The 19,040-nt window shown below is 43.3% G+C and carries 21 protein-coding genes and 1 pseudogene; 14 read left to right on the top strand and 8 right to left on the bottom strand.

Features of this window, described 5'->3' with window-relative positions; genetic code table 11:
- Positions 1-73 precede the first annotated feature (73 nt).
- From V7K50_RS24930 to V7K50_RS24920, 3 genes are all read right to left on the bottom strand, one after another.
- On the bottom strand, positions 74-517 hold the full coding sequence (locus tag V7K50_RS24930; RefSeq protein WP_334964778.1) for a VOC family protein: 444 nt from the start codon (positions 515-517) through the stop codon (positions 74-76).
- Between the two features lie 79 nt (positions 518-596).
- Complete coding sequence (locus V7K50_RS24925; RefSeq protein ID WP_334803403.1) at positions 597-1,109, bottom strand: TIGR02652 family protein; 513 nt, start codon at positions 1,107-1,109, stop codon at positions 597-599.
- The gene (locus V7K50_RS24920; RefSeq protein WP_334803404.1) at positions 1,106-1,237 is read right to left on the bottom strand and encodes a hypothetical protein; all 132 of its coding nucleotides are present in this window, start codon (positions 1,235-1,237) and stop codon (positions 1,106-1,108) included. The genes V7K50_RS24925 and V7K50_RS24920 overlap by 4 nt, the downstream gene beginning before the upstream one ends.
- Before the next feature lie 110 nt (positions 1,238-1,347).
- On the opposite strand from V7K50_RS24920, the gene V7K50_RS24915 reads away from it, so the two are divergent.
- The 3 genes from V7K50_RS24915 (at position 1,348) to V7K50_RS24905 (ending at position 3,736) form a co-directional block, all read left to right on the top strand.
- Positions 1,348-1,869 (top strand): gamma carbonic anhydrase family protein, encoded by a 522-nt coding sequence (locus V7K50_RS24915; protein ID WP_334964776.1) that lies wholly within the window; start codon positions 1,348-1,350, stop codon positions 1,867-1,869.
- Between the two features lie 208 nt (positions 1,870-2,077).
- On the top strand, positions 2,078-2,203 hold the full coding sequence (locus V7K50_RS24910; protein ID WP_292747505.1) for a photosystem II protein Y: 126 nt from the start codon (positions 2,078-2,080) through the stop codon (positions 2,201-2,203).
- 132 nt (positions 2,204-2,335) lie between these two features.
- Complete coding sequence (locus V7K50_RS24905; RefSeq protein WP_334964774.1) at positions 2,336-3,736, top strand: bifunctional folylpolyglutamate synthase/dihydrofolate synthase; 1,401 nt, start codon at positions 2,336-2,338, stop codon at positions 3,734-3,736.
- Between the two features lie 534 nt (positions 3,737-4,270).
- Here the strand turns inward: V7K50_RS24905 and V7K50_RS24900 are convergent.
- Positions 4,271-5,569: an ABC transporter substrate-binding protein gene (locus V7K50_RS24900; RefSeq protein WP_334964771.1), complete on the bottom strand. Its 1,299-nt coding sequence runs from the start codon at positions 5,567-5,569 to the stop codon at positions 4,271-4,273.
- Between the two features lie 152 nt (positions 5,570-5,721).
- Between V7K50_RS24900 and pilM the strand changes: the two genes are divergently transcribed.
- The 4 genes from pilM to V7K50_RS24880 all read left to right on the top strand — a co-directional run bounded on the left by pilM (position 5,722) and on the right by V7K50_RS24880 (position 10,925).
- Positions 5,722-6,828, top strand: coding sequence for a type IV pilus biogenesis protein PilM (pilM, locus tag V7K50_RS24895; protein ID WP_334964769.1), 1,107 nt, complete (start codon positions 5,722-5,724; stop codon positions 6,826-6,828).
- A 4-nt stretch (positions 6,829-6,832) separates the two neighbouring features.
- Entirely contained in the window at positions 6,833-7,609 is a 777-nt protein-coding gene (locus V7K50_RS24890; protein ID WP_334964767.1) for a PilN domain-containing protein, read from the top strand.
- The gene (locus tag V7K50_RS24885) at positions 7,606-8,373 is read left to right on the top strand and encodes a pilus assembly protein PilO (RefSeq protein WP_334964765.1); all 768 of its coding nucleotides are present in this window, start codon (positions 7,606-7,608) and stop codon (positions 8,371-8,373) included. Before V7K50_RS24890 ends, V7K50_RS24885 begins: the two co-directional genes overlap by 4 nt.
- A gap of 170 nt (positions 8,374-8,543) precedes the next feature.
- Positions 8,544-10,925: an AMIN domain-containing protein gene (locus V7K50_RS24880; RefSeq protein WP_334964762.1), complete on the top strand. Its 2,382-nt coding sequence runs from the start codon at positions 8,544-8,546 to the stop codon at positions 10,923-10,925.
- A gap of 364 nt (positions 10,926-11,289) precedes the next feature.
- Here the strand turns inward: V7K50_RS24880 and V7K50_RS24875 are convergent, their stop codons facing one another.
- Positions 11,290-13,272 carry a protein phosphatase 2C domain-containing protein gene (locus V7K50_RS24875; RefSeq protein WP_334964760.1) on the bottom strand — a complete coding sequence of 661 codons (1,983 nt, stop codon included), beginning with the start codon at positions 13,270-13,272 and terminating at the stop codon, positions 11,290-11,292.
- A 233-nt stretch (positions 13,273-13,505) separates the two neighbouring features.
- On the opposite strand from V7K50_RS24875, the gene V7K50_RS24870 reads away from it, so the two are divergent.
- Together V7K50_RS24870 and V7K50_RS24865 are read left to right on the top strand one after the other, a co-directional pair.
- Positions 13,506-13,940 (top strand): NfeD family protein, encoded by a 435-nt coding sequence (locus V7K50_RS24870; RefSeq protein WP_334964757.1) that lies wholly within the window; start codon positions 13,506-13,508, stop codon positions 13,938-13,940.
- Between the two features lie 160 nt (positions 13,941-14,100).
- Positions 14,101-15,108, top strand: a complete 1,008-nt coding sequence (locus V7K50_RS24865) for an SPFH domain-containing protein (RefSeq protein ID WP_334964755.1) — start codon at positions 14,101-14,103, stop codon at positions 15,106-15,108.
- Positions 15,109-15,237: 129 nt separating this feature from the next.
- On the opposite strand, the gene V7K50_RS30835 is transcribed toward V7K50_RS24865, so the two are convergent.
- Positions 15,238-15,324, bottom strand: coding sequence for a pentapeptide repeat-containing protein (locus V7K50_RS30835; protein ID WP_442944664.1), 87 nt, complete (start codon positions 15,322-15,324; stop codon positions 15,238-15,240).
- A 37-nt stretch (positions 15,325-15,361) separates the two neighbouring features.
- Here V7K50_RS30835 and V7K50_RS24860 point away from each other — a divergent pair, with 37 nt between their 5' ends.
- The 3 genes and pseudogenes from V7K50_RS24860 (at position 15,362) to V7K50_RS24850 (ending at position 16,900) form a co-directional block, all read left to right on the top strand.
- The gene (locus tag V7K50_RS24860) at positions 15,362-15,709 is read left to right on the top strand and encodes a DUF433 domain-containing protein (RefSeq protein WP_334964753.1); all 348 of its coding nucleotides are present in this window, start codon (positions 15,362-15,364) and stop codon (positions 15,707-15,709) included.
- 16 nt (positions 15,710-15,725) lie between these two features.
- Positions 15,726-16,175: pseudogene (locus V7K50_RS24855) on the top strand (DUF5615 family PIN-like protein).
- A 155-nt stretch (positions 16,176-16,330) separates the two neighbouring features.
- The gene (locus tag V7K50_RS24850; RefSeq protein WP_334964751.1) at positions 16,331-16,900 is read left to right on the top strand and encodes a Uma2 family endonuclease; all 570 of its coding nucleotides are present in this window, start codon (positions 16,331-16,333) and stop codon (positions 16,898-16,900) included.
- Positions 16,901-17,000: 100 nt separating this feature from the next.
- On the opposite strand, the gene V7K50_RS24845 is transcribed toward V7K50_RS24850, so the two are convergent.
- Entirely contained in the window at positions 17,001-17,258 is a 258-nt protein-coding gene (locus tag V7K50_RS24845) for a type II toxin-antitoxin system Phd/YefM family antitoxin (protein ID WP_334964749.1), read from the bottom strand.
- A gap of 169 nt (positions 17,259-17,427) precedes the next feature.
- Entirely contained in the window at positions 17,428-17,832 is a 405-nt protein-coding gene (locus V7K50_RS24840; RefSeq protein ID WP_334964747.1) for a Fur family transcriptional regulator, read from the bottom strand.
- 144 nt (positions 17,833-17,976) lie between these two features.
- Between V7K50_RS24840 and purS the strand changes: the two genes are divergently transcribed.
- Together purS and purQ are read left to right on the top strand one after the other, a co-directional pair.
- The gene (purS, locus tag V7K50_RS24835) at positions 17,977-18,255 is read left to right on the top strand and encodes a phosphoribosylformylglycinamidine synthase subunit PurS (protein WP_334964745.1); all 279 of its coding nucleotides are present in this window, start codon (positions 17,977-17,979) and stop codon (positions 18,253-18,255) included.
- Between the two features lie 91 nt (positions 18,256-18,346).
- On the top strand, positions 18,347-19,027 hold the full coding sequence (gene purQ, locus V7K50_RS24830) for a phosphoribosylformylglycinamidine synthase subunit PurQ (RefSeq protein WP_334964742.1): 681 nt from the start codon (positions 18,347-18,349) through the stop codon (positions 19,025-19,027).
- Positions 19,028-19,040 lie beyond the last annotated feature (13 nt).

Raw genomic sequence — 19,040 nt, 5'->3', positions numbered from 1 at the left:
ATAAAAAATCTGTTGCCTCAGAAACAATAGAGAAAAACAATATATTAGCAACAAAGGTAATAAAAAAGCTAAATTATGGGAGTTTTGCTAAAACCCGAATGAATTCCAGAGGTAAGCCATCAGTATCGGCGATGAAAGCTACTTCGTAAATGCGATCGCCTATTTGCTGTTGTGTCGGTTCTAATAATACCTTCAAAGGTTGTAATTCTTCGGCTTGACTCTCAGCAGCTACTAATACACGTTTTTGTAAATTTGTCAACCAGCTAGGTAAATCTGGTGTAATCTCAGTTAAATCGAAGGAGAGATGATAGTATCCGACATAATGCTCATCAGCAAAGGCATCTGGGGCTGGTTTGGGTTCGGGAATTTGGATCAGTTCAATTCTGCCGCCCAATCCTTCCATCCAGCAAGCTAGGGTGTAGCCTGTAGTAAAGCGTTCCGAAATTGTAAACCCTAAATGTTCGTAAAAAGCGATCGCTCGATGAATATTGGCAGTCCGAATAGAAGCGTGATGCATAATTAGTCCTTAGTCCTTAGTCCTTAGTCATTTGTCCTTTGTTATTCACTAATGACAAATGACTAATGACAAATGACCATTACTCAAACAACCTGAAATAAGGGTAGCGCACAGGGACACCAGGCTCTTTTTCCAAGTCAAAATTAATCACTTCCCAACAGTCATCTTCTGAAGTATCGGGGCTAAACTCCACCGGTAAGCCGTACAAACGGGCAGCAGTAGCTTCTGGTTGTCCAGCACGCCAAGGTGTGCTGCGTTCCAAGTAGCCACTCATCAATTCCTGATAGCGTCGAGCAATAATTACTCTTGTGGCTCGATAGCCTTGGGTATAGAGCTTGTCTAATGCTTCGTGAATTTCAAAGCGAATACCATCAGGATGAGTATGCTGTCTATACCATTCATTATTCCACCTTCGCCAATTACGCCCCGATTGCAAATGGACTAACTCGCCATTTTTAGGATTAGCTTCAAAGGCGCCATGACGCGAACACAAATAGGTATCTGTAAGTGTCAGCGCCGGAATAGTCTGGCGACAATGGGGACACTGTATTTCCGACCCAAACATCGGGTACTGCAAACCTGGATTCATCATGAAGTGCGTACAAACATAATTTTGTCTTCACCAGCACTAGTGGGTTGGATTTTACACTTCGGCTCAACCACTTTGGGTTCCTTGCTCACTGCTGCATAGACACGGAGTTGCGGCAGGAACATTGTCACTAGTGTTTTCCTCAGCGTAGAGGGTTGACGCTGTGATATCCTGGTTATGCAACCAGCCTCAAAGGTTGGAGTTTCTCCAGTGTTCCTGGGTACTATATTCATATTCTATCGTGTCTACCGCTTCTTACTGGACATCTCCTGATTTTTCTCAAGCTGCCTTCATCGCAGCCAATGCTATTGTTATGGGTTCGGTAAATATAGCAGCAGGGGTGAGCATTTGGTATGGAGCAGTGGTTAGGGGAGATGTAGAACGGATTGAAATTGGCGAATGCACAAATATTCAGGATGGTGTAATTCTACATGGCGCTCCTGGTTTTCCGACAATTTTAGAAGATCATATTACCGTAGGGCATCGCGCTGTAGTACATTCCGCTTACATTGAGCGTGGAAGTTTGATTGGCATTGGCGCAGTGATTTTAGATGGGGTAAGAGTGGGCGCTGGTAGCATTATTGGTGCTGGCGCAGTGGTAACTAAAAATATACCGCCTTTATCCCTAGTTGTCGGTATTCCTGGTAAAGTATTACGCCAAGTAACAGATGTTGAAGCCGCAGAACTGATTGAACACGCGAAACGTTACCAAAAGTTAGCTTTAGTTCATGCTGGTAAGGGTACTGATATTGGTTTTAGCTAGGACTGGGGACTGGGGACTGGGGACTGGGGACTGGGGACTGGGGACTGGGGACTGGGGACTGGGAGAATAAGCAATGCCCAATGCCCAATGCCCCATAATTTAAACATTCTTTACATAGAGGTTGGGAAAAGTTGCCCACTTCAGCTAAAAATGAAAATGAGTGCAGTTGACAAAACTTTAATTTCTACTTAAAAGAGGGGTTCTAGATATGGATATCGATTTCCGTATAGCGATCGTTTTAGCACCAGTTGCCATTGCCGCTAGCTGGGCAGTGTTTAATATTGGTGCTGCGGCTTTAAGACAAATTCAAGGCTTTTTGGATCGGGAAGCCTAAATTCATTAATGGGGTATGGGGCATTGGACATGGGGCATTGGGTTTAATATTCTCCCTCATCCCTTGTCTGCCTCACCCCCAGTTTTTATATTCAATTTTGAATTTTGAATTGATTTCTCACCATTCCCTTCCTTGAATATCGATTCTGTAATACAACCCCTGCAACGCTTTGGTGTCCATCTAGGACTCGATCGCATTGTCAATCTATTGGCAAATCTCGGCAATCCCCATCACCAAGTTTCGGTAATTCATGTTGCTGGCACTAATGGTAAAGGTTCTGTCTGTGCCTATCTTTCCTCGGTACTTACTGAGGCTGGTTATCGTACAGGCCGCTACACTTCCCCCCATTTAGTCGATTGGACAGAACGTATTTGTCTGAATGAACAGCCAATTTCTTCTGAAGAATTGAGTCAATTATTAGAAAAAGTCCAAGCAGTTATTGGTGCTGATGACGAGGAGATCCCCCCAACCCCCCTTTTTAAGGGGGGCTATGTTTCCCCATTGTTGAAGGGCTATGTTCCTCCCTTAAAAAGGGGGGATAGGGGGGATCGAGGTTTATGGGAAAAGTATGGTAAACCAACTCAGTTTGAAGTAATTACGGCAGCTGCTTGGTTATATTTTGCCCAGCAGCAAGTTGATGTAGCTGTTGTAGAAGTTGGACTAGGAGGGCGCTTAGATGCGACAAATGTCTGTTTGGAACCCTTAGTTACGATCATCACTTCTATCAGCCGGGAACACTGGCAGCAACTTGGCCCTACCATTGCTGATATTGCTAGAGAAAAAGCAGGTATTCTCAAACCTGGATGTGCCGTTGTGGTTGGGCAATTGCCACCAGAGGCAGACAAGGTGGTGCGATCGCGTGCTTTAGAATTACAATGCCCACTTTTTACGCCTCAACCCGCCCGTCAAATCGCTACAGGATGGGCAGAGTATGAAACAATTCAAAATTCCAAATTAATTAAATACCCTTTGCCCTTAGCGGGACAGATTCAGTTAACTAATTCAGCCTTGGCTTTAGCTGCTTTAGAAATTCTCCAACAAGCAGGTTGGCAGATTGATGAAGAAGCCATAATTAACGGCATAGCAAAAACTCAATGGCCAGGGCGGATGCAATGGACTACCTGGAACAACCATCAATTATTACTTGATGGCGCTCATAATACCGCCGCCGCCCAAGTTCTTCGCCAGTATGTCGATAGCTTAGACGCAGTTAACCACAAACCCATCAATTGGGTTATGGGAATGTTTGCCGATAAAGATCATACTGATATTTTTACCGCCTTACTGCGACCAGGCGATCGCCTTTATTTAGTGCCAATACCAGTAGAACCCTGGCCAGGTAGAACTTCCGCCGATTTACAGGAATTATCAAACCTAGCTTACAACCTCTGTCCCGAATTAAGCGATCGCCAAATCCATCCAGATTTATTCACAGCATTAGAAGCCGCAACCTCAACCACAGACGATTTAATCGTTTTGTGTGGTTCCCTTTATTTAGTAGGCGATTTTTTACAAATGGCAAATAGGGAATAGGGAATAGGGAACCTGACTTTTCACGGTATCTGAGAAACCTCTCTCTAAATCTCTCTCCTAAAAAGAGAGAGACTTTGAATTTTCCCCCAACACTAGTGGTCTGTCAGAACCAAATTTGTGCATGAGCACCGTGTTTCGACTTCGCTCAACACTCGTTCATCTGTGGGTTGAGCGAAGTCGAAACCCACAACCTTAGACTTGACAGACCACTAGTAGGGAAGGGGGTTAGGTTTTTCATGGCTTTTCCACATAACGTGAAAAGTCAGACAGGGAATAGGAAGACTACTAAACCCAATCGCCAATGCCCCATACCCAGGGACTGACAAATAAAAAAACATCCCAAATTTTTTGTGTGATGGGTGTCCCCACCCGTCCCAGATTTAGGGCGCTCATGTTGCCCACCCCACAAGATGGATAATTTATTTCTTGTCAATCCCCCAATCCCCAATCCCCAATCCCCAATCCCTAATCCCCAATCCCCAATCCCTAATCCCCAATCCCCAGTCCCCAATCCCCAATCCCCAATCCCCAAATTTACCTTTGATTCCACTCTTGCGCCGCATCTTCTACAGCTTTATCTACAGTCTTCTGGTCTAACATTGCTGCTTGCAAGTTCTCGTAAATTGCCTTTTGCAGTTTGTTGAAATCCTTCAAAGTAGGGGTTAATATTTCTGCGTGTTGCAGTTCTTTAGCAGTCATAACTCGCGCTTTTTCGATTATTGAAGCATTAGCTGGAACATCTTTAAAGTAACTATCAGACAGGGCTTTGATTGTAGAAGGTAGGACATTTGCAGCTTTCGCAAAGGCTAATTGATTTTCGTCATTGGTGACAAATAAAGCAAACTTCACAGCGCCATCGGGTTGTTTGCTATCGCGGGGAATAACTATATTCATCACCGCGACATTTTTCTTGCCTGTATCACCAGTGAGTTGAGGTGCTATTCCCGTAGCTTGAGCAATTTTTGGGGCATTATTAGCGATCGTTTTCAGAAACTCTGGCCCAGAAGCTAGAAGCGCCGTCTCTCCAGATTGGTATAAATCGATCGCGTGGCGATGTCCTTGGGTTAAAGCCTCTTTAGGAAGCAACCCTTTTTTATACAAATCTACCCAATACTGAAACGCTGTCTTACCTTGTGCTGAATTAAACGCCGCTTTCCCATCAGCATCTATTAGGTTGACTCCCATTTGCACCAAAGATTCCAGCACCTCACCAGAATCTTGCGGTACGAAAGTCACAAAAAAGGCATATTTGCCAGTCTTATCTTTAATTTGTTGCGCTGCTTGTGCCAATTCTGCGTAGGTTGCAGGGACTTTATTGATACCTGCCTGTTTTAATAAATCAGTGTTATAAATGGTTAACCGTGTGGTCAGATACCAGGGAATCCCAAAACTCTTGCCATTAAGCGTGGAAGATTCCCATATATTCGGCAGATAGGAGGAACGTACATCATTTGGGACTTTTGCATCTAAATCTAACCAGGCATTTCGTCCGGCAAGTTGGGAAGCGAAACCCGGATTCAGGTTAACTACATCAGGTGGCGTTTTTGCGGAGACAGCTGTTAATATTTTGTTCTCCATTGCCGCCCAAGGTACATCGATCCAGTTAATCTTTATACCAGTATTTTGTGATTCAAAATTCGCAATTAGGCTTTTGAAGTAGTCGGTAAATTGAGGTTGGAGTTGCATTGTCCAAAACTCAACAGTTGCCGTTCCTGAAGTAGCTGGTTTTGTACTTTTACTAACATTACCTGTACTGCAACTTACCATCCAACTGGTTAATAAGCCAAGCAGTACCAAAGCAACAAGTTGTTTAAATTTTCGCAATTGAATCATTTTCCCAGTATTTTTACGCTTGATCAGTGTGAAAAGCTTAGACAGAATTGTTGAGATTATAGGCTAAATAAATTACCCGTAGAGACGTAATATATAGCGTCTCTACCACAACAAATTTAAATTTTCAATTTAGCAGTCCATCGGGCACAACTGTGGTAAAAAGTTTCACTAGTCTGTTTAGCAAATCGAAAAAAGGGGTCGGTATTGAACTTGCTCCCGAACGGGTAAATGTAGTTCAGTTACGCAAGCATGGTCAAGGCTTGAAACTAGAAACCTTTATATCAGTACCAGTTCCAGAAGGCATAGTTACCGATGGTCAAATCAGCGACCCCCCAGCAATGGCGCAATTAATCCAGCAAGCCCTAGCTGAAAGCAAAATCAAAACTTCTCGCGTTGCTACTGGTGTACCAGGACGAGATTCCATCGTTCGGATCATACCAGTGCCAGCAGAGTTAGATGACAAAGAACTGCGAGAAATGGTACTGAACCATGAAGCAGGTTTATATTTACCCTATCCTCGTGAAGAGGCTGATGTAGATTATCAGAAACTTGGGTACTTTGTAGATGAAGACGGCATTGAAAAAGTACACGTCCTCCTAGTTGCCACCCGCAAGGAGATAACGGATACCTATATAAGTACATTCGAGCAGGCAGGATTACAAATCGATGTTTTAGAAATTAACAGTTTTGCTCTGATTCGGACTATTCGTGAACAACTGCGACAATTTGGCCCGCAAGAAGCAGCAGTACTAGTTGATATCGAGTTCGATAGTACAGAAATCGCCATCATCGTTAATGGAGTGCCGCAATTTTCGCGCACAGTCCCAATCGGGACTTATCAAATGCAAACTGCCTTAGCAAGGGCAATGAGTTTACCCACATCACGAGATATGGAACTGTTACACGGAATGATCATTCCCCAAACTTCCCTAGACGGCGGAAAAACCGGCGTTACCGAACTCGATCCTGGTATGGCAGCCATATTGAGAGTATTGGGAGAACTAACAGATGAACTGCGCCGTTCCATCGATTTTTATCTCAATCAAAGTGAAAATTTGGAGGTAGCGCAGATTTTATTAGCTGGACCAGGTGGTGGACTTCAACAGCTAGATGAATTCTTTACCCAACGATTGAGCTTGCCAACTACCCAAATAGATCCAATCGGGGCTTTGTCTTTGGAAGTTGACACTGAGAAATATCCACAGGTACAACGCTCTGGTTTAGCGATCGTACTTGGTCTAGGAATGCGGGAGGTATAACAAAATGTACAGCCTAGATGTTAACTTTCTTAAAGACCGTCCAGCATTCCAGAATAAGCCTGACAGAAAGGGAGGAATCAGCCTAAAGTTTCCTACGGGAGATTTGACACTAGTGTATGTGGGAGTTGCAGTAGGTATAGGTCTTCCAGCTTTATTGGGAGTTAGTTGGTGGTTGTTGCAAGGTAAGATTGTTGAATTAGAGGGAACAGTAGCACAACTGGATCAGGAAAGCAAGAAATTAGATACAGAAATCGGAAATCTTAACAAAATCAAAGCCGAGACGACCGCAGTTAAAGGAGAAACCCAAGCTTTAGTCACTGTATTTGATCAGATTCGTCCTTGGTCGGCAATGTTGCAAGATTTGCGCGATCGCATCCCCGCAGCAGTGCAAATTAAGAGCATTAAGCAAATGCCACCAGTTGCAGTAGCCGCAGGTCAGCCACGAAACAATCCCGCCGGGGGATTAGAAATTACCGGATTGGCTCGTTCTTTTAACGATGTGAATGATTTCTTATTGAGCTTACAACAATCTCAGTTTTTGAAGTCTACAGAAACCAGAATTATCACGGCAGGATTAGTAAATGCCCCTTTACCTCCAAGTGTGGGTCAACCTCCTAATGGTGTAATAATTAAGCCCCCACAAGTAGTTGAATACACCATCCAATCGAGCATGAACGATCTTCCCGCTTCCGAATTAATCCGGGAGTTGGAGAAAAAAGGCACAGTGGGGTTAGTGACTCGAATTCGTAGTATCCAACAAACAGGAGTCATTCTAAAATGACGCTGAGTGATGATTTAAATTTTGGCGAACAAGGTGGGGAATTCGCGCAGGAAACGCCAGCATCCCCCGTGGTCTTTGGTATTGCTTTTACACCAAAAATTATTGGGATTTTGGTGGGGGTAATTGGTTTAGCGGGAGCAGGTTATATATTGGTAAGCCTGCTAATGCCAGCTTGGGAAAGCTATCAGCAGCAGCAGGCGAAAACCTCCGAACTGCAAGGGCAAATTCAGCAAAAAAAAGCCAATATCAAACAGATTGATCAAGTTAAAGACGAACTAGCGCAGGCAAAGCAGCAAAAAGTTCAGGTTTTAGGTTTATTTGCTAACGAAAAAAGCTTAGATACATTGTTGTTGGATCTGAACCGCTTAATTGAGTCTGGCAATACTCCAACTTCTATGAGTACGGTGAGAGCCAAACTCAATAAATTTATGCCAGTTTCTCAAAAACCAGAACCAGTTACCGATGGAAGTCTAGGACTACAGGTTGACAACAAGCTAAAACGCAGTAGTTTCAATGCTGAAATTACAGGAACTTATGAACAAACACAATCGATAATTCGTAACATTGAGCGGTTACAACCATTGTTAATAGTTAAAGATTATCAATCAATTTTGGCTCCAGCCGAAGCAATATCTCCATTAGATAAAATGTCGAAACCCATAGGTCCAGCAGCGATTAATACATCATTCCAGTTACAGGTATTGATGCCACTTACTCCAGAAGAAATCGCAGCAGCAGCAGCTAAAGCTGCCCCGAAAAAGTAGCGAGGGCAAATCGAATGATGCCTCCGGCACGCCTGCCGTAGGATGCCCAAAGGGCTGTAGGGCGAACGCGGCTACACAAACAAAGTCCGCCTCCGCGGACTAAGGGAAGATTGAGGGTTTGAAACTCAAAATTGTTTGTAAACAAGGTTTTATAAGGTGAGGAATGAACTGTGAAACAGCTTCACGGTAATAGTTTTATTTTAGGTACTGCCGCTTTTCTATTTTTGGCAGCCCAACCAGTTTGGGCACAAATTAGTCAAGTTACTGATGTGAAGTTAAATCCAGTTGATGGTGGAGTTAGCGTTGTTTTGAAAACTTCTTCAGGTTCGCGCCCCCAAGTTTTCACTACAAAAAGAGGCAAGGCTTTAGTCGCAGATATTATCAATACTCAATTACGATTACCACAAGGTAATACTTTTCGTCAAGATAGCCCAGCACCCGGAATTGCCTCTGTTGAGGTTAGTCAGCTTGATGCCAATAGCATCCGAGTGACGGTAACTGGCAGCAACAACACACCTAGCAATCAACCTGTGGTGCGATCGCCAAATGGAATTACACTCAGCTTTAGCCCATCCCCAGGCACTATAGCATCAGCACCAACGCCAACAGCACCAATATCCACAGCACCAACATCCACAGCACCGCCTGTTACTACCCCAGCCCAACCCGGTCAAAATTCAGGTGTTCTCGTTCCCAACCCCCAAGTCACCATTGACGGACAACCGGCACAACCTGCTGGGCCAGGTCAACCTCTGAGTCAGGCTCCAGCTTTCTTACCTAGAGCCGTCGCCCCACCAGTGGGAGATATTGCTATTTCTGCTACCGATGCTTCTCCTAGCACCATTGACTTAGCAACTCAGGAACGTGTACCTCGTCTAGTGCTGCGAGATGCCCCAGTGCGTGAGGTTTTGTCATTGCTGGCCCGTGCAGCTAATCTCAACCTGGCTTATATCGGAGGTGAGCAAGGTGCTGGTGGTGCTAATGCACAAGCAACCTCTCAAACAATCTCTCTAGATATAGAAAACGAGCCAGTGCAAGATGTGTTTAACTACGTCTTGCGCCTGAGTGGTTTAGAGGCTAACCGCAGTAATCGCACAATTTTTGTTGGGCCGAAACTACCCAATTCCACCCGTGACATGGTTATGCGTAACCTGCGACTCAATCAGGTAACGGTAGGAGTTGCTATCAACTTTTTGGTTGGCTTGGGAGCAGAAAGTGCCATCAGCCGCGAACGACAAGTTACCAGTGTTAGTGCTGTGGCTGTTGGGAATGCAGCTACTCCCATCACCCAAGCTCAGACGACGACGGAAACCAAAGTTGAAACTCAACGCGTTGATTTTAAAGACTCTAACCCATTGCTGAGAGGTTTACAGGCATTAGGAGATGAGCGCACTAATTCTTTGACCTTGATTGGCCCTCCCAGACTAGTTGAGATGGCGATGACTCAACTAACTCAGCTTGATATCCGCCGTCGTCAAGTAGTAGTTAACGTCAAAATTATTGATGTTAACCTCAATAACACCCAGGACTACAACACTAGCTTTTCTTTTGGGATTGGCAACAACTACTTTAGCAATGATGGTGGTGCGGCGTCTTTTAATTTCGGTGGTTCCAGACCAGCTACTGCTTCTGAAGTAGCAAACAGTCTGACTAGTACACCTACAACCGCTAATCCACTTAGTAGCGCAAATATTTTTCTTAACACACAAAATCCAACAACAGGAGCAGTTAGTGCTGGTGTAAACTCTAACCCAACGCAACCAGGACTTTCATCATATACCGCAGGAACTCCAGGAACAGTTACATCTGTACCAACTCAATTTAACCCGGTTACTGGTGTAGCGACTCAATACACTACTCAGGTGACTGGTCAGACCCCTGCTCAATATACATATAGCTTGCCGTCTATTTACCAATTCCCCAAGCGTCTTTTGAGTAGCTTGCAGGCTCAAGTGACAAATGGTAATGCCAAGATTTTGACTGACCCAACATTAATTGTGCAAGAAGGTCAGCAGGCTCTGGTCAACCTGACTCAAGAAGTAGTGGGAAATATAACCCTCCTAACAACGGATACTTCTGGTGGTTCTAGGACAGAAAGAACAATTGAAAAACAAAAAGTTGGCTTAACCTTGAGTGTCAAAATTGATCGAATTGACGATAATGGGTTTGTTTCGCTATCGGTTGCTCCTACTGTCAGCGCTCCTTCAGCCTCACAAGATACAGGAAATGGAAGTATTATTTTAGTGTCTGAGCGATCGCTTACTTCTGGCTTAATTCGCTTACGAGATGGTCAAACGCTCATTCTTTCCGGCATCATTCAAGACCAAGACCGATCAACCATCTCCAAGATTCCTATTTTGGGTGATCTTCCACTAATTGGTGCGCTGTTTAGAAAGACAAATAGATCCAACCAGCGCAATGAGGTGATTGTATTGCTCACGCCTCAAATCATGGACGACTCTGAGAACTCCTCCTACGGCTATAACTACAATCCCAGCCCAGAGGTGCGGCAAATTCTTGAGCGTCGGGGCTTGAAGCTTCCTAGCAAGTAATAAAGATAATGGGTAGGTGAGTCACCTCTAGCAAAGGCTCAGATCCCCGACTTCTTAAAGAAGTCGGGGATCTTTTTATTACTCAGCACAACAGATAGTGTTAGTAGAATTTGCTGATCTGACAATTCAGATCATGTGGAAAAGCCACGAAAAACCTAACCCCCTAACCCCCTTCCCTACGAGTGTTGGGGGAAAATTCAAAGTCTCTCTCCTAAAAGGAGAGAGATTTAGAGAGAGGTTTTCCAGATACCGTGAAAAGTCAGCTTAAAAAGGGGGTTCTCCAAGGGTTAGGCGTATAAAAAAAACTTTTCAAACAACCTCTTAGACCCAAATTTTCGGTAAGCTATTTCCCAATCCCCAATCCTTACTTTTCAGGCGGACAAAGTTGCTGCACTTTTTGAGGAAATTGCCGACATATCTGCTGGAATCCTTGAGGATTAATTTGCCACCAAGCAAATAATCCCAGACTTGTACCTCCCACAAGCAACGCCAAGACTCCCCCCAGCATTACCAAACGTTTACCCCAATTAGGTTTTTTAATTAAGGTTGGTGAGAGTCGTGGGCTTGTAACTGGTTCCTCTGAAAGATCCAAATCTAAATCTAAATCTAGATCCAAATCTAGCAAAGTTTGCGAACTTTCTGTAAAGGAAACTAATTCCTCTTGTTCCTCTGCTTCTTCTTGTATTTCTGCTTCTATAATCTCTTCTGGCAACGCCGGAGTCACAGGTACCAAGTATTCTGGGGAGACACGACAATAAGTGAGAACAACCGACGTATTATCACGCCCATTTTTTTCGTTTGCCAAGTTAATCCAGTTGTGGACAGCATCTTCAACTGTTAGTTGCCCCGTTAAGACGGGTATTGCATAATCTTGCCAAGATTGTTCCACCCAGTTATTATCACTTAAACCATCAGAACAGAGTAGCAATATGCCGTCTTCTTCGAGAATAAATCGCTGAACCTTAAGACGCAAAGATTCTGAATCTCTTGTCCCCAATGCTTGAGTTAAGGCACTAGCATCTGGTCTAAGAAGTGCCTTTCGATACAAACTTTTAGCCAAGCGTACTTCCCGCGTTGCCACATCATCATCTACTGTGAGTCGCTGACAATAATTGCGAGTAATCCAATAGGCGCGGCTATCGCCAACATTAGCCAAGTAAAGTTCATGAGTATTATTTGATTGCCATCCAGTACTTGTCTGCACTCGTTGGGGAACTTGCAGCGCCATGACAATGGTTGTCGCCATGCGCTCTTTGCCTTGGCGTTTTTGTTCGTTATTGCGGGCACAAATTACATTATTTACTACCCGCAAGCTTGCTTCTAATTGTTCCTGCAACAACTCTGGTGGTAGAAATACATTTTGTTCTGTTACCTCCGCTAGTAAAACACGAATTTGCAACTTTACAGACTGCACTGCCAACTTACTGGCAACCTCCCCGCCTTCGTGTCCGCCAATGCCATCGCAAACAATCGACAAGTGAGATAATAAAGGTTCATCTAAATCACTCAAAGCATTGGGGTAGCAAGCATCTTCATTTTGCGCCATAATTGGGCCAATATCTGTAGAGCCTGCCACCTTCAAAACTAATGGCAATTCTGCCGCAGCTGCTAGTAATAAATTATTGAGTTGAATATTAATAGCCTCTAACTCAATTTCAGTTTCACACATCTGCTGAACGATGTTTTGTAACCCTTTAGCTACTGATGTCTTTGCAGACGCTACCCAAAACTGCCAACACTCCCCCAGACTTTGTAAACTCAACTTCTCATCTGCTGGTGTTTGGTAAAGTTCCAACAGTCGCACACACCAACCTTGGACTCTCAAGTTATCTACTAATAGTAAACTGCGGCTAAATCCCAATTCTGATAGAGGTGTCCAAAGTTGGAGAATTTGCCACAGCCAATAAACTTGTCGTACCGCCGTGGCTTGTTCCCATGCCTCAACAATAGTTGGATAGATATTTCCGGTGTCATCTATCGGCACATTTTCCAATAAAAGGATATCAGTTGTATCTCCCTCAAGGTTACTAGCAAACCCATAAGCCTGGGGCAGATGCAACCGCTCCTGATATAACCGTAGATAAGGAATTACTTCCGTTGGCAATTCTTCAGGTACATCTGGCGGTAGTCCTGGTTGAGTATCCAGCCAAATCTGCTGACTAATTACTTCATACCTATCTGCTACCTTTGTGCCTGGTGGGATTTGAGCAGATAATGAGCCAGTAGCCCAAAGATAGCGGTGAACTAAAGGAGTTTGACAACTGGCACAAAGTTTATCTCCCATAGGATTAATGGGGCGATTACAGCGTGGATTTATACAATAAATTATCAGTTGAGTAGAAATCATAAAGGTATAAATTTAAAAAAAAATCAACTCATGAACTTCGATTAACTTTAGCTGGCAATGAATTGAAGGCTAGAATAAACTGGACTTGTGTACCGCTAGCTACACCTTGTTACTGAAATTAATCAAAATTATTGGTAGAAATACCAAGTTTTGCTTTCTGTAAATAACTTACGTCTGGCTGTATCTAATCGTAGAAATGCATTTACGTCAATCTAGAGTTTAGGAATGGCGCTATGCCAAGTTTTACCTTAATCTGGCTTCTGGCAGGAGCGGTTCTGTGTATAACAGAACTGTTCTTACCATCGGCGTTTGTCGCCTTCATGATGGGAATTAGCGCTTTTGTGGTGGCGCTGTTGTCTGGAGTGGGTTTGGGAAGTGTATGGTTGCAAGTTATAGTTTGGCTGTTGCTTTCCACAGCATTAATCGTGCTTTCTCGTCGGTTTTTGCAACCACGACGACGCAAATCAAAAATTCAGGATGCAGTCATAGCTGAAACCTTAACAGAAATTCTGCCTGGGAAAACAGGGCGGGTGCGGTATGAGGGAAATTCTTGGCAAGCAAGATGTGATGATGACAAATTCACCGTACCACCCCATCAAAGAGTTTATGTGGTTAGGAGAGAAGGTACTACTTTGATTGTGATACCAGAAAATCTGTTGAATTCTTAGTTAATGGGGATTGGGGATTGGGGATTGGGGACTGGGGATTGGGCATTGAGAATAAATTAATCTCTACTTCCTCATCTCTCGCACTCTTAACTCCTAACTCCTAACTCCTAACTCCTAACTCCTAACTCCCCTTCCCTTTATTAAAATCAGGAGATTCACAATGGAACAGTTCTTTTTACTCGTCTTTTTAGCCCTTGGTGGTGGTGCTTTAGCAGGAACCGTGAAAGTCGTCAATCAAGGTAATGAAGCTTTGGTGGAAAGATTGGGCAGTTATAACAAAAAACTGGAACCAGGACTAAACTTTGTCATTCCTTTCGTAGATAGAATTGTCTACCAAGGAACTATCCGCGAAAAAGTCTTAGATATTCCTCCCCAACAGTGCATCACTCGTGACAACGTTGGCATTGAGGTGGATGCAGTGTTTTACTGGCGTATCGTGGATATGGAAAAAGCCTGGTATAAGGTAGAAAATCTCCAGTCAGCAATGGTAAACATGGTGCTGACTCAAATTCGCGCCGAAATGGGACAACTGGAGTTGGATCAAACTTTTACGGCTCGTTCCCATATCAGTGAACTTTTATTACAGGATTTGGATGTTGCTACCGATCCTTGGGGTGTGAAAGTGACACGGGTAGAACTGCGAGATATTATTCCGTCTCAGGCGGTGCGGGAATCGATGGAATTGCAAATGTCGGCAGAACGACGCAAACGGGCAGCAATTTTAACTTCTGAGGGCGAACGCGAATCTGCTGTCAATAGTGCTAGAGGTAAAGCTGAGGCGCAAATATTGGATGCGGAAGCTCGTCAAAAATCGACAATTTTGCAAGCGGAAGCTGAACAAAAGTCGCTGGTGATGAAAGCTCAAGCAGAACGTCAGCAACAGGTTTTGAAAGCGCAAGCGATCGCAGAATCAGCAGAAATTATCGCCCAAAAACTCCAGACAAATCCCAATGCCAATAAAGCAGTTGAAGTTTTGTTTGCGTTGGGCTATCTGGATATGGGCGCGACAATTGGTAAAAGCGATAGCAGCAAAGTCTTGTTTATAGATCCGCGCACTATTCCTGCTGCTTTCGAGGGTATGCGCTCCGTGATCTCAAATGGTCAGGTTGATTCTAACGAGTTGTTTTCTAAGCAAATCCCAGGATTAGAAAATAATCGTTCTAGTTAGGAGTGGGGAGTAGTATTGGTGTCAACTTAAGTTAAAACCCTTTCCAAACCTCGTTCCCAGTCTGAGACTGGGAACGAGACAATTACAATTATCTACTGACAATATTTTTCAGCTATTCCTTCTCATAATTCACCCATAGAGGTTAACTTCACTAAAATCGGCATTATCGAAGTCGGCATCAGTCAGGTCGCAGTCTTCTATGTAGTAAATTTTCAAACCCCGTTAAAATATAGTTAATCTTAGATAGTTTCCAATGACAGCCCAAGAGTTAGAAACACAGTTACTATCCCTAACACCAGCCGAAAAGGTTGAAGCAATTCGCATCTTAACCCAAGGTATTAATACCAACAATCATGGAATTACCAAAACCCCTGGTGTAATGGGTGCTGATGCTTGTATTGCCGGAACACGCATTCCTATTTGGTTATTGGTAAGTTATCGACGACAAGGTGCTAAAGATGCTGATATTCTAGATCAATATCCTCAACTTAGTGCAGCCAACCTAGTGACAGCATGGCTCTATGCTGAAGCATTCCCTCACGAAATTGATATGGCTATTGACGAACAAGAAAAAGCTGATGCAATTTTAGATGCTTCTTAAAATATCCTGTTGATGTATGGCAAGGTTGTTAGCAGATGAGCAATTTCCGCGTAAATCGGTAGAATTATTACGTACTTTTGGACATGATGTTATCACCATACAAGAAGCAGGCAAAGCCGGAATTTCTGATGATATAGCAGTTATCATTTACGTGAGGTACACCCGTAGGGGCACGGCATTGCCGTGCCCCTACACCTTGTGATGTAATCTTGTACTGCATCTGAATGGGAACCGCTATATGGTGTTAGAGTTTGCGATATTAGAAAATCGGGCTGTATTAACTATTAATCGTCGTGATTTTTTCAAACTGCATAAGATTAAACCCGAACATACTGGGATAATTGCCTGCAAAAATGATTTAGATTGGAATCGATTATCAACAAATATTGATGCAGTTATTTCTACAGAATCAACATTAACAGGAAAAGTTATTCGCGTTAATCGATTTTCTTCTACAACGCTATAAACTTTATGCGATCGCCTCATATTTCATCTAACCCATTTGATAAAATTACAATAGCTAGTGAAGAGAATGCCATGCCTACGACGGGCTACGCCTAAGCACTAAATTGTCACATTCTTACAGTGATAAAATAATCAAGTTTTGATAAGTTGTAAATTATGACCTTATCTATTGAGCCAACCACAGCACTAAATGTAGAAGAGTTCTTAAAACTACCAGAAACAAAACCAGGAAGTGAGTATTTTAACGGGCAAATATACCAAAAACCTATGCCACAAGGAGAACACAGTACTTTACAAATTGAATTAGCTTCTGCCATAAATCAAGTTGCAAAACTACAAAAACTAGCTTATGCTTTTCCTGAATTACGCTGTACATTTGAAGGTCGTTCAATAGTACCAGATATTGCTGTATTTGAATGGCAAAGAATTCCATTGCTTCCTAATGGAAAAATTACAAATAAATTTGAGATTCCTCCAGATTGGATAATCGAAATTCTCTCACCGGAACAATCACCTAACCGAGTTATCAGCAAAATTACTTTTTCTATTCAAAATGGAGCCAAACTAGGTTGGTTGCTCGATTCGGCTGATGAGTCAATCATGATTTTTGAACCCAAGAAATTACCAGAATTAAAAGAAAAGCAAGATATTTTACCCGTTTTAAATGTTTTAGAAAATTGGCAATTAACAGTTGCAGATGTATTTAGTTGGTTGAGTTTTGTTTGAATCAAGCCCACTTCAGTTTCATTGAGTAATAATTGTTCAACTACATCGCTTAAAGCTTCTCTCCAATACAAAGGAGCGATAACGCTTGTATCTAAATAAATCAACGACGTTCCTCTGTACGCGCATTGATGACAGTTGCGCTCAATGATTCACCCTTAATCGTAAGAGAATCACGAAATTGTTTTATACTTGCTAATCGTTCTTTCTTTTGTAGCGGAGGAACTAAACGAGCTACAGCCTTATCTTGCTCTAGCAAAATTACTTCTTCTCCCCTAGCTACTCGTTCTAAGAGAGATTTTAAATTTATAGCTGCTTCTTCAACGCTAATTCTCAACACTTCATTACCCGCATTTCTCACAAGCTCCCCTGCTCCCTTCGCGGGTGAAGTAATGAGTTATGAGTAATGAGTAAAGAATCTTACTTATTACTCATTACTTATTTAATTAATGAGATGTTGTGAGAAATCCAGGATTACTCCTCTAGATAGGCTTAAGCAGTTCGCATGCAGAAAACATAAGATTGGGTGACTACTGACCAATCTCAGTAGCTTGGTTTACTTGGCATTGGCTGCACAACCCAAAAAACTCTAGGGTGTGGTAAAAAACTTTAAACTTATGGCTGGATTCTAACTGGTTTTCTAAGTCATGAACGGGGCATTGATTAATCGGAATTGAAACACCGCATTGCAAGCAAGTTAGGTGGTGTTTGTCTTGCTGCGCTAGGCTGTAGAGGGCTTCACCGTTAGCCAAATTCCGCACTTGTACCATGCCTTCAAGTTTCAAGGCATCTAGGGAACGGTAAACTGTTGCTAAACCCATACTCTGATTAGTGTTACGTAATTGTACGTAAATATCCTGGGCGGAAATGCCTTTTTTGATGGTTTTCAGTAGGTTGAAAATACGCTCTTGACTGCGGGTGCGTATGGCTCTCATAGACAATTATTTAAATATGCCACTGTAGTTGAAACTGTTAGATGGGCTAATTGATCAATTAACTTTAACCGCTTCGTAATCTTATTTTCACTCAGTTAGAGCATAAAGTTATAGTATAGCGATCGCAGCATTTAGCAAAAGCCCGTGCAAACCAAGTATCTAGCCAAAATTTTCGTGACTCTTCGCCCTTCAGTCTTAGACCCTGCTGGTGTGGCTGTACAATCCGGTCTTAAGCAACTGGGATACGACAACGTTGAGCAGGTGCGGATTGGCAAGTACATTGAACTCACCATCACCTCGACTGAGGAGAAGAAAGCCCGTCAAGACCTCGATCGCATTTGCGATCAAATGCTATCAAATCCCGTAATCGAAAATTACCGCTTTGAATTGATTGAGGTGGAAACACAGACTGGGGTATTTTAGGGATTGGGCATTGAGAATGGGGCATTGGGCATAGCTTATTATCCTCCCCAGTCCCCAGTCCCCAGTCCCCAGTCCCCACTCCCATTGACTAATGACTAAATTCGGCATTGTTGTTTTTCCCGGTTCTAATTGCGATCGCGATGTTGCTTATGTAACTAGAGATTTGCTCTTACAACCAACTCGCATGGTTTGGCATCAAGAAACAGATATTGCTGATTTGGATGTCGTTATTATTCCTGGTGGATTTAGTTACGGGGATTATTTGCGCTGCGGTGCGATCGCGCGTTTTTCCCCTGTGATGCAGCAGGTTGTGGAACACGCTCGAAAGGGTAAGTTTGTCCTCGGTATTTGCAACGGGTTTCAGGTATTAACTGAAGCTGGACTTTTGCCAGGAGTGTTGACTAGAAATCGGGATTTGCATTTTATTTGCGATCGCGTCCCTTTGAAAGTTGAGCGGACTAATCTCTCATGGACGCAAGCTTATACCAATAATGAAGCGATCGCTTTGCCCATTGCCCACGGAGAGGGGCGATTTTACGCTGACGCAGCCACTCTCGCAGAAATTGAAGATAACGGGCAAGTCGTGTTTCGCTATGAAGGTGAAAATCCCAACGGTTCACTGAACAACATTGCCGGGATTTGCGATCGCCGGGGCAATGTTTTGGGGATGATGCCGCACCCAGAAAGGGCATCAGACGCGATGTTAGGGGGTAGTGATGGCTTGAGGTTGTTTCAAGGCTTGCTAGAGAAGGTAGGGGCATTAGGCGGCTAAAGTCAAAATATAT

The organism is Nostoc sp. (genome assembly GCF_036917135.1).
GTDB lineage: Bacteria > Cyanobacteriota > Cyanobacteriia > Cyanobacteriales > Nostocaceae > Nostoc.
Note: the sequence above shows the minus strand (reverse complement) of the source record. Positions and strands in the feature narration are given on the sequence as shown.

Excerpts from the sequence above, each read along its gene's own strand:
- V7K50_RS24890 (WP_334964767.1), top strand. The coding sequence starts at position 6,833 with ATGTACAGCCTAGATGTTAACTTTCTTAAAGACCGTCCAGCATTCCAG.
- V7K50_RS24925 (WP_334803403.1), bottom strand. The coding sequence starts at position 1,109 with ATGATGAATCCAGGTTTGCAGTACCCGATGTTTGGGTCGGAAATACAG.
- V7K50_RS24860 (WP_334964753.1), top strand. The coding sequence starts at position 15,362 with ATGACAGCCCAAGAGTTAGAAACACAGTTACTATCCCTAACACCAGCC.
- purQ (WP_334964742.1), top strand. The coding sequence starts at position 18,347 with ATGACTAAATTCGGCATTGTTGTTTTTCCCGGTTCTAATTGCGATCGC.
- V7K50_RS24900 (WP_334964771.1), bottom strand. The coding sequence starts at position 5,569 with ATGATTCAATTGCGAAAATTTAAACAACTTGTTGCTTTGGTACTGCTT.
- V7K50_RS24870 (WP_334964757.1), top strand. The coding sequence starts at position 13,506 with ATGCCAAGTTTTACCTTAATCTGGCTTCTGGCAGGAGCGGTTCTGTGT.
- V7K50_RS24850 (WP_334964751.1), top strand. The coding sequence starts at position 16,331 with ATGACCTTATCTATTGAGCCAACCACAGCACTAAATGTAGAAGAGTTC.
- V7K50_RS24910 (WP_292747505.1), top strand. The coding sequence starts at position 2,078 with ATGGATATCGATTTCCGTATAGCGATCGTTTTAGCACCAGTTGCCATT.
- V7K50_RS24930 (WP_334964778.1), bottom strand. The coding sequence starts at position 517 with ATGCATCACGCTTCTATTCGGACTGCCAATATTCATCGAGCGATCGCT.
- V7K50_RS24865 (WP_334964755.1), top strand. The coding sequence starts at position 14,101 with ATGGAACAGTTCTTTTTACTCGTCTTTTTAGCCCTTGGTGGTGGTGCT.
- V7K50_RS24875 (WP_334964760.1), bottom strand. The coding sequence starts at position 13,272 with ATGATTTCTACTCAACTGATAATTTATTGTATAAATCCACGCTGTAAT.
- V7K50_RS24840 (WP_334964747.1), bottom strand. The coding sequence starts at position 17,832 with ATGAGAGCCATACGCACCCGCAGTCAAGAGCGTATTTTCAACCTACTG.
- V7K50_RS24885 (WP_334964765.1), top strand. The coding sequence starts at position 7,606 with ATGACGCTGAGTGATGATTTAAATTTTGGCGAACAAGGTGGGGAATTC.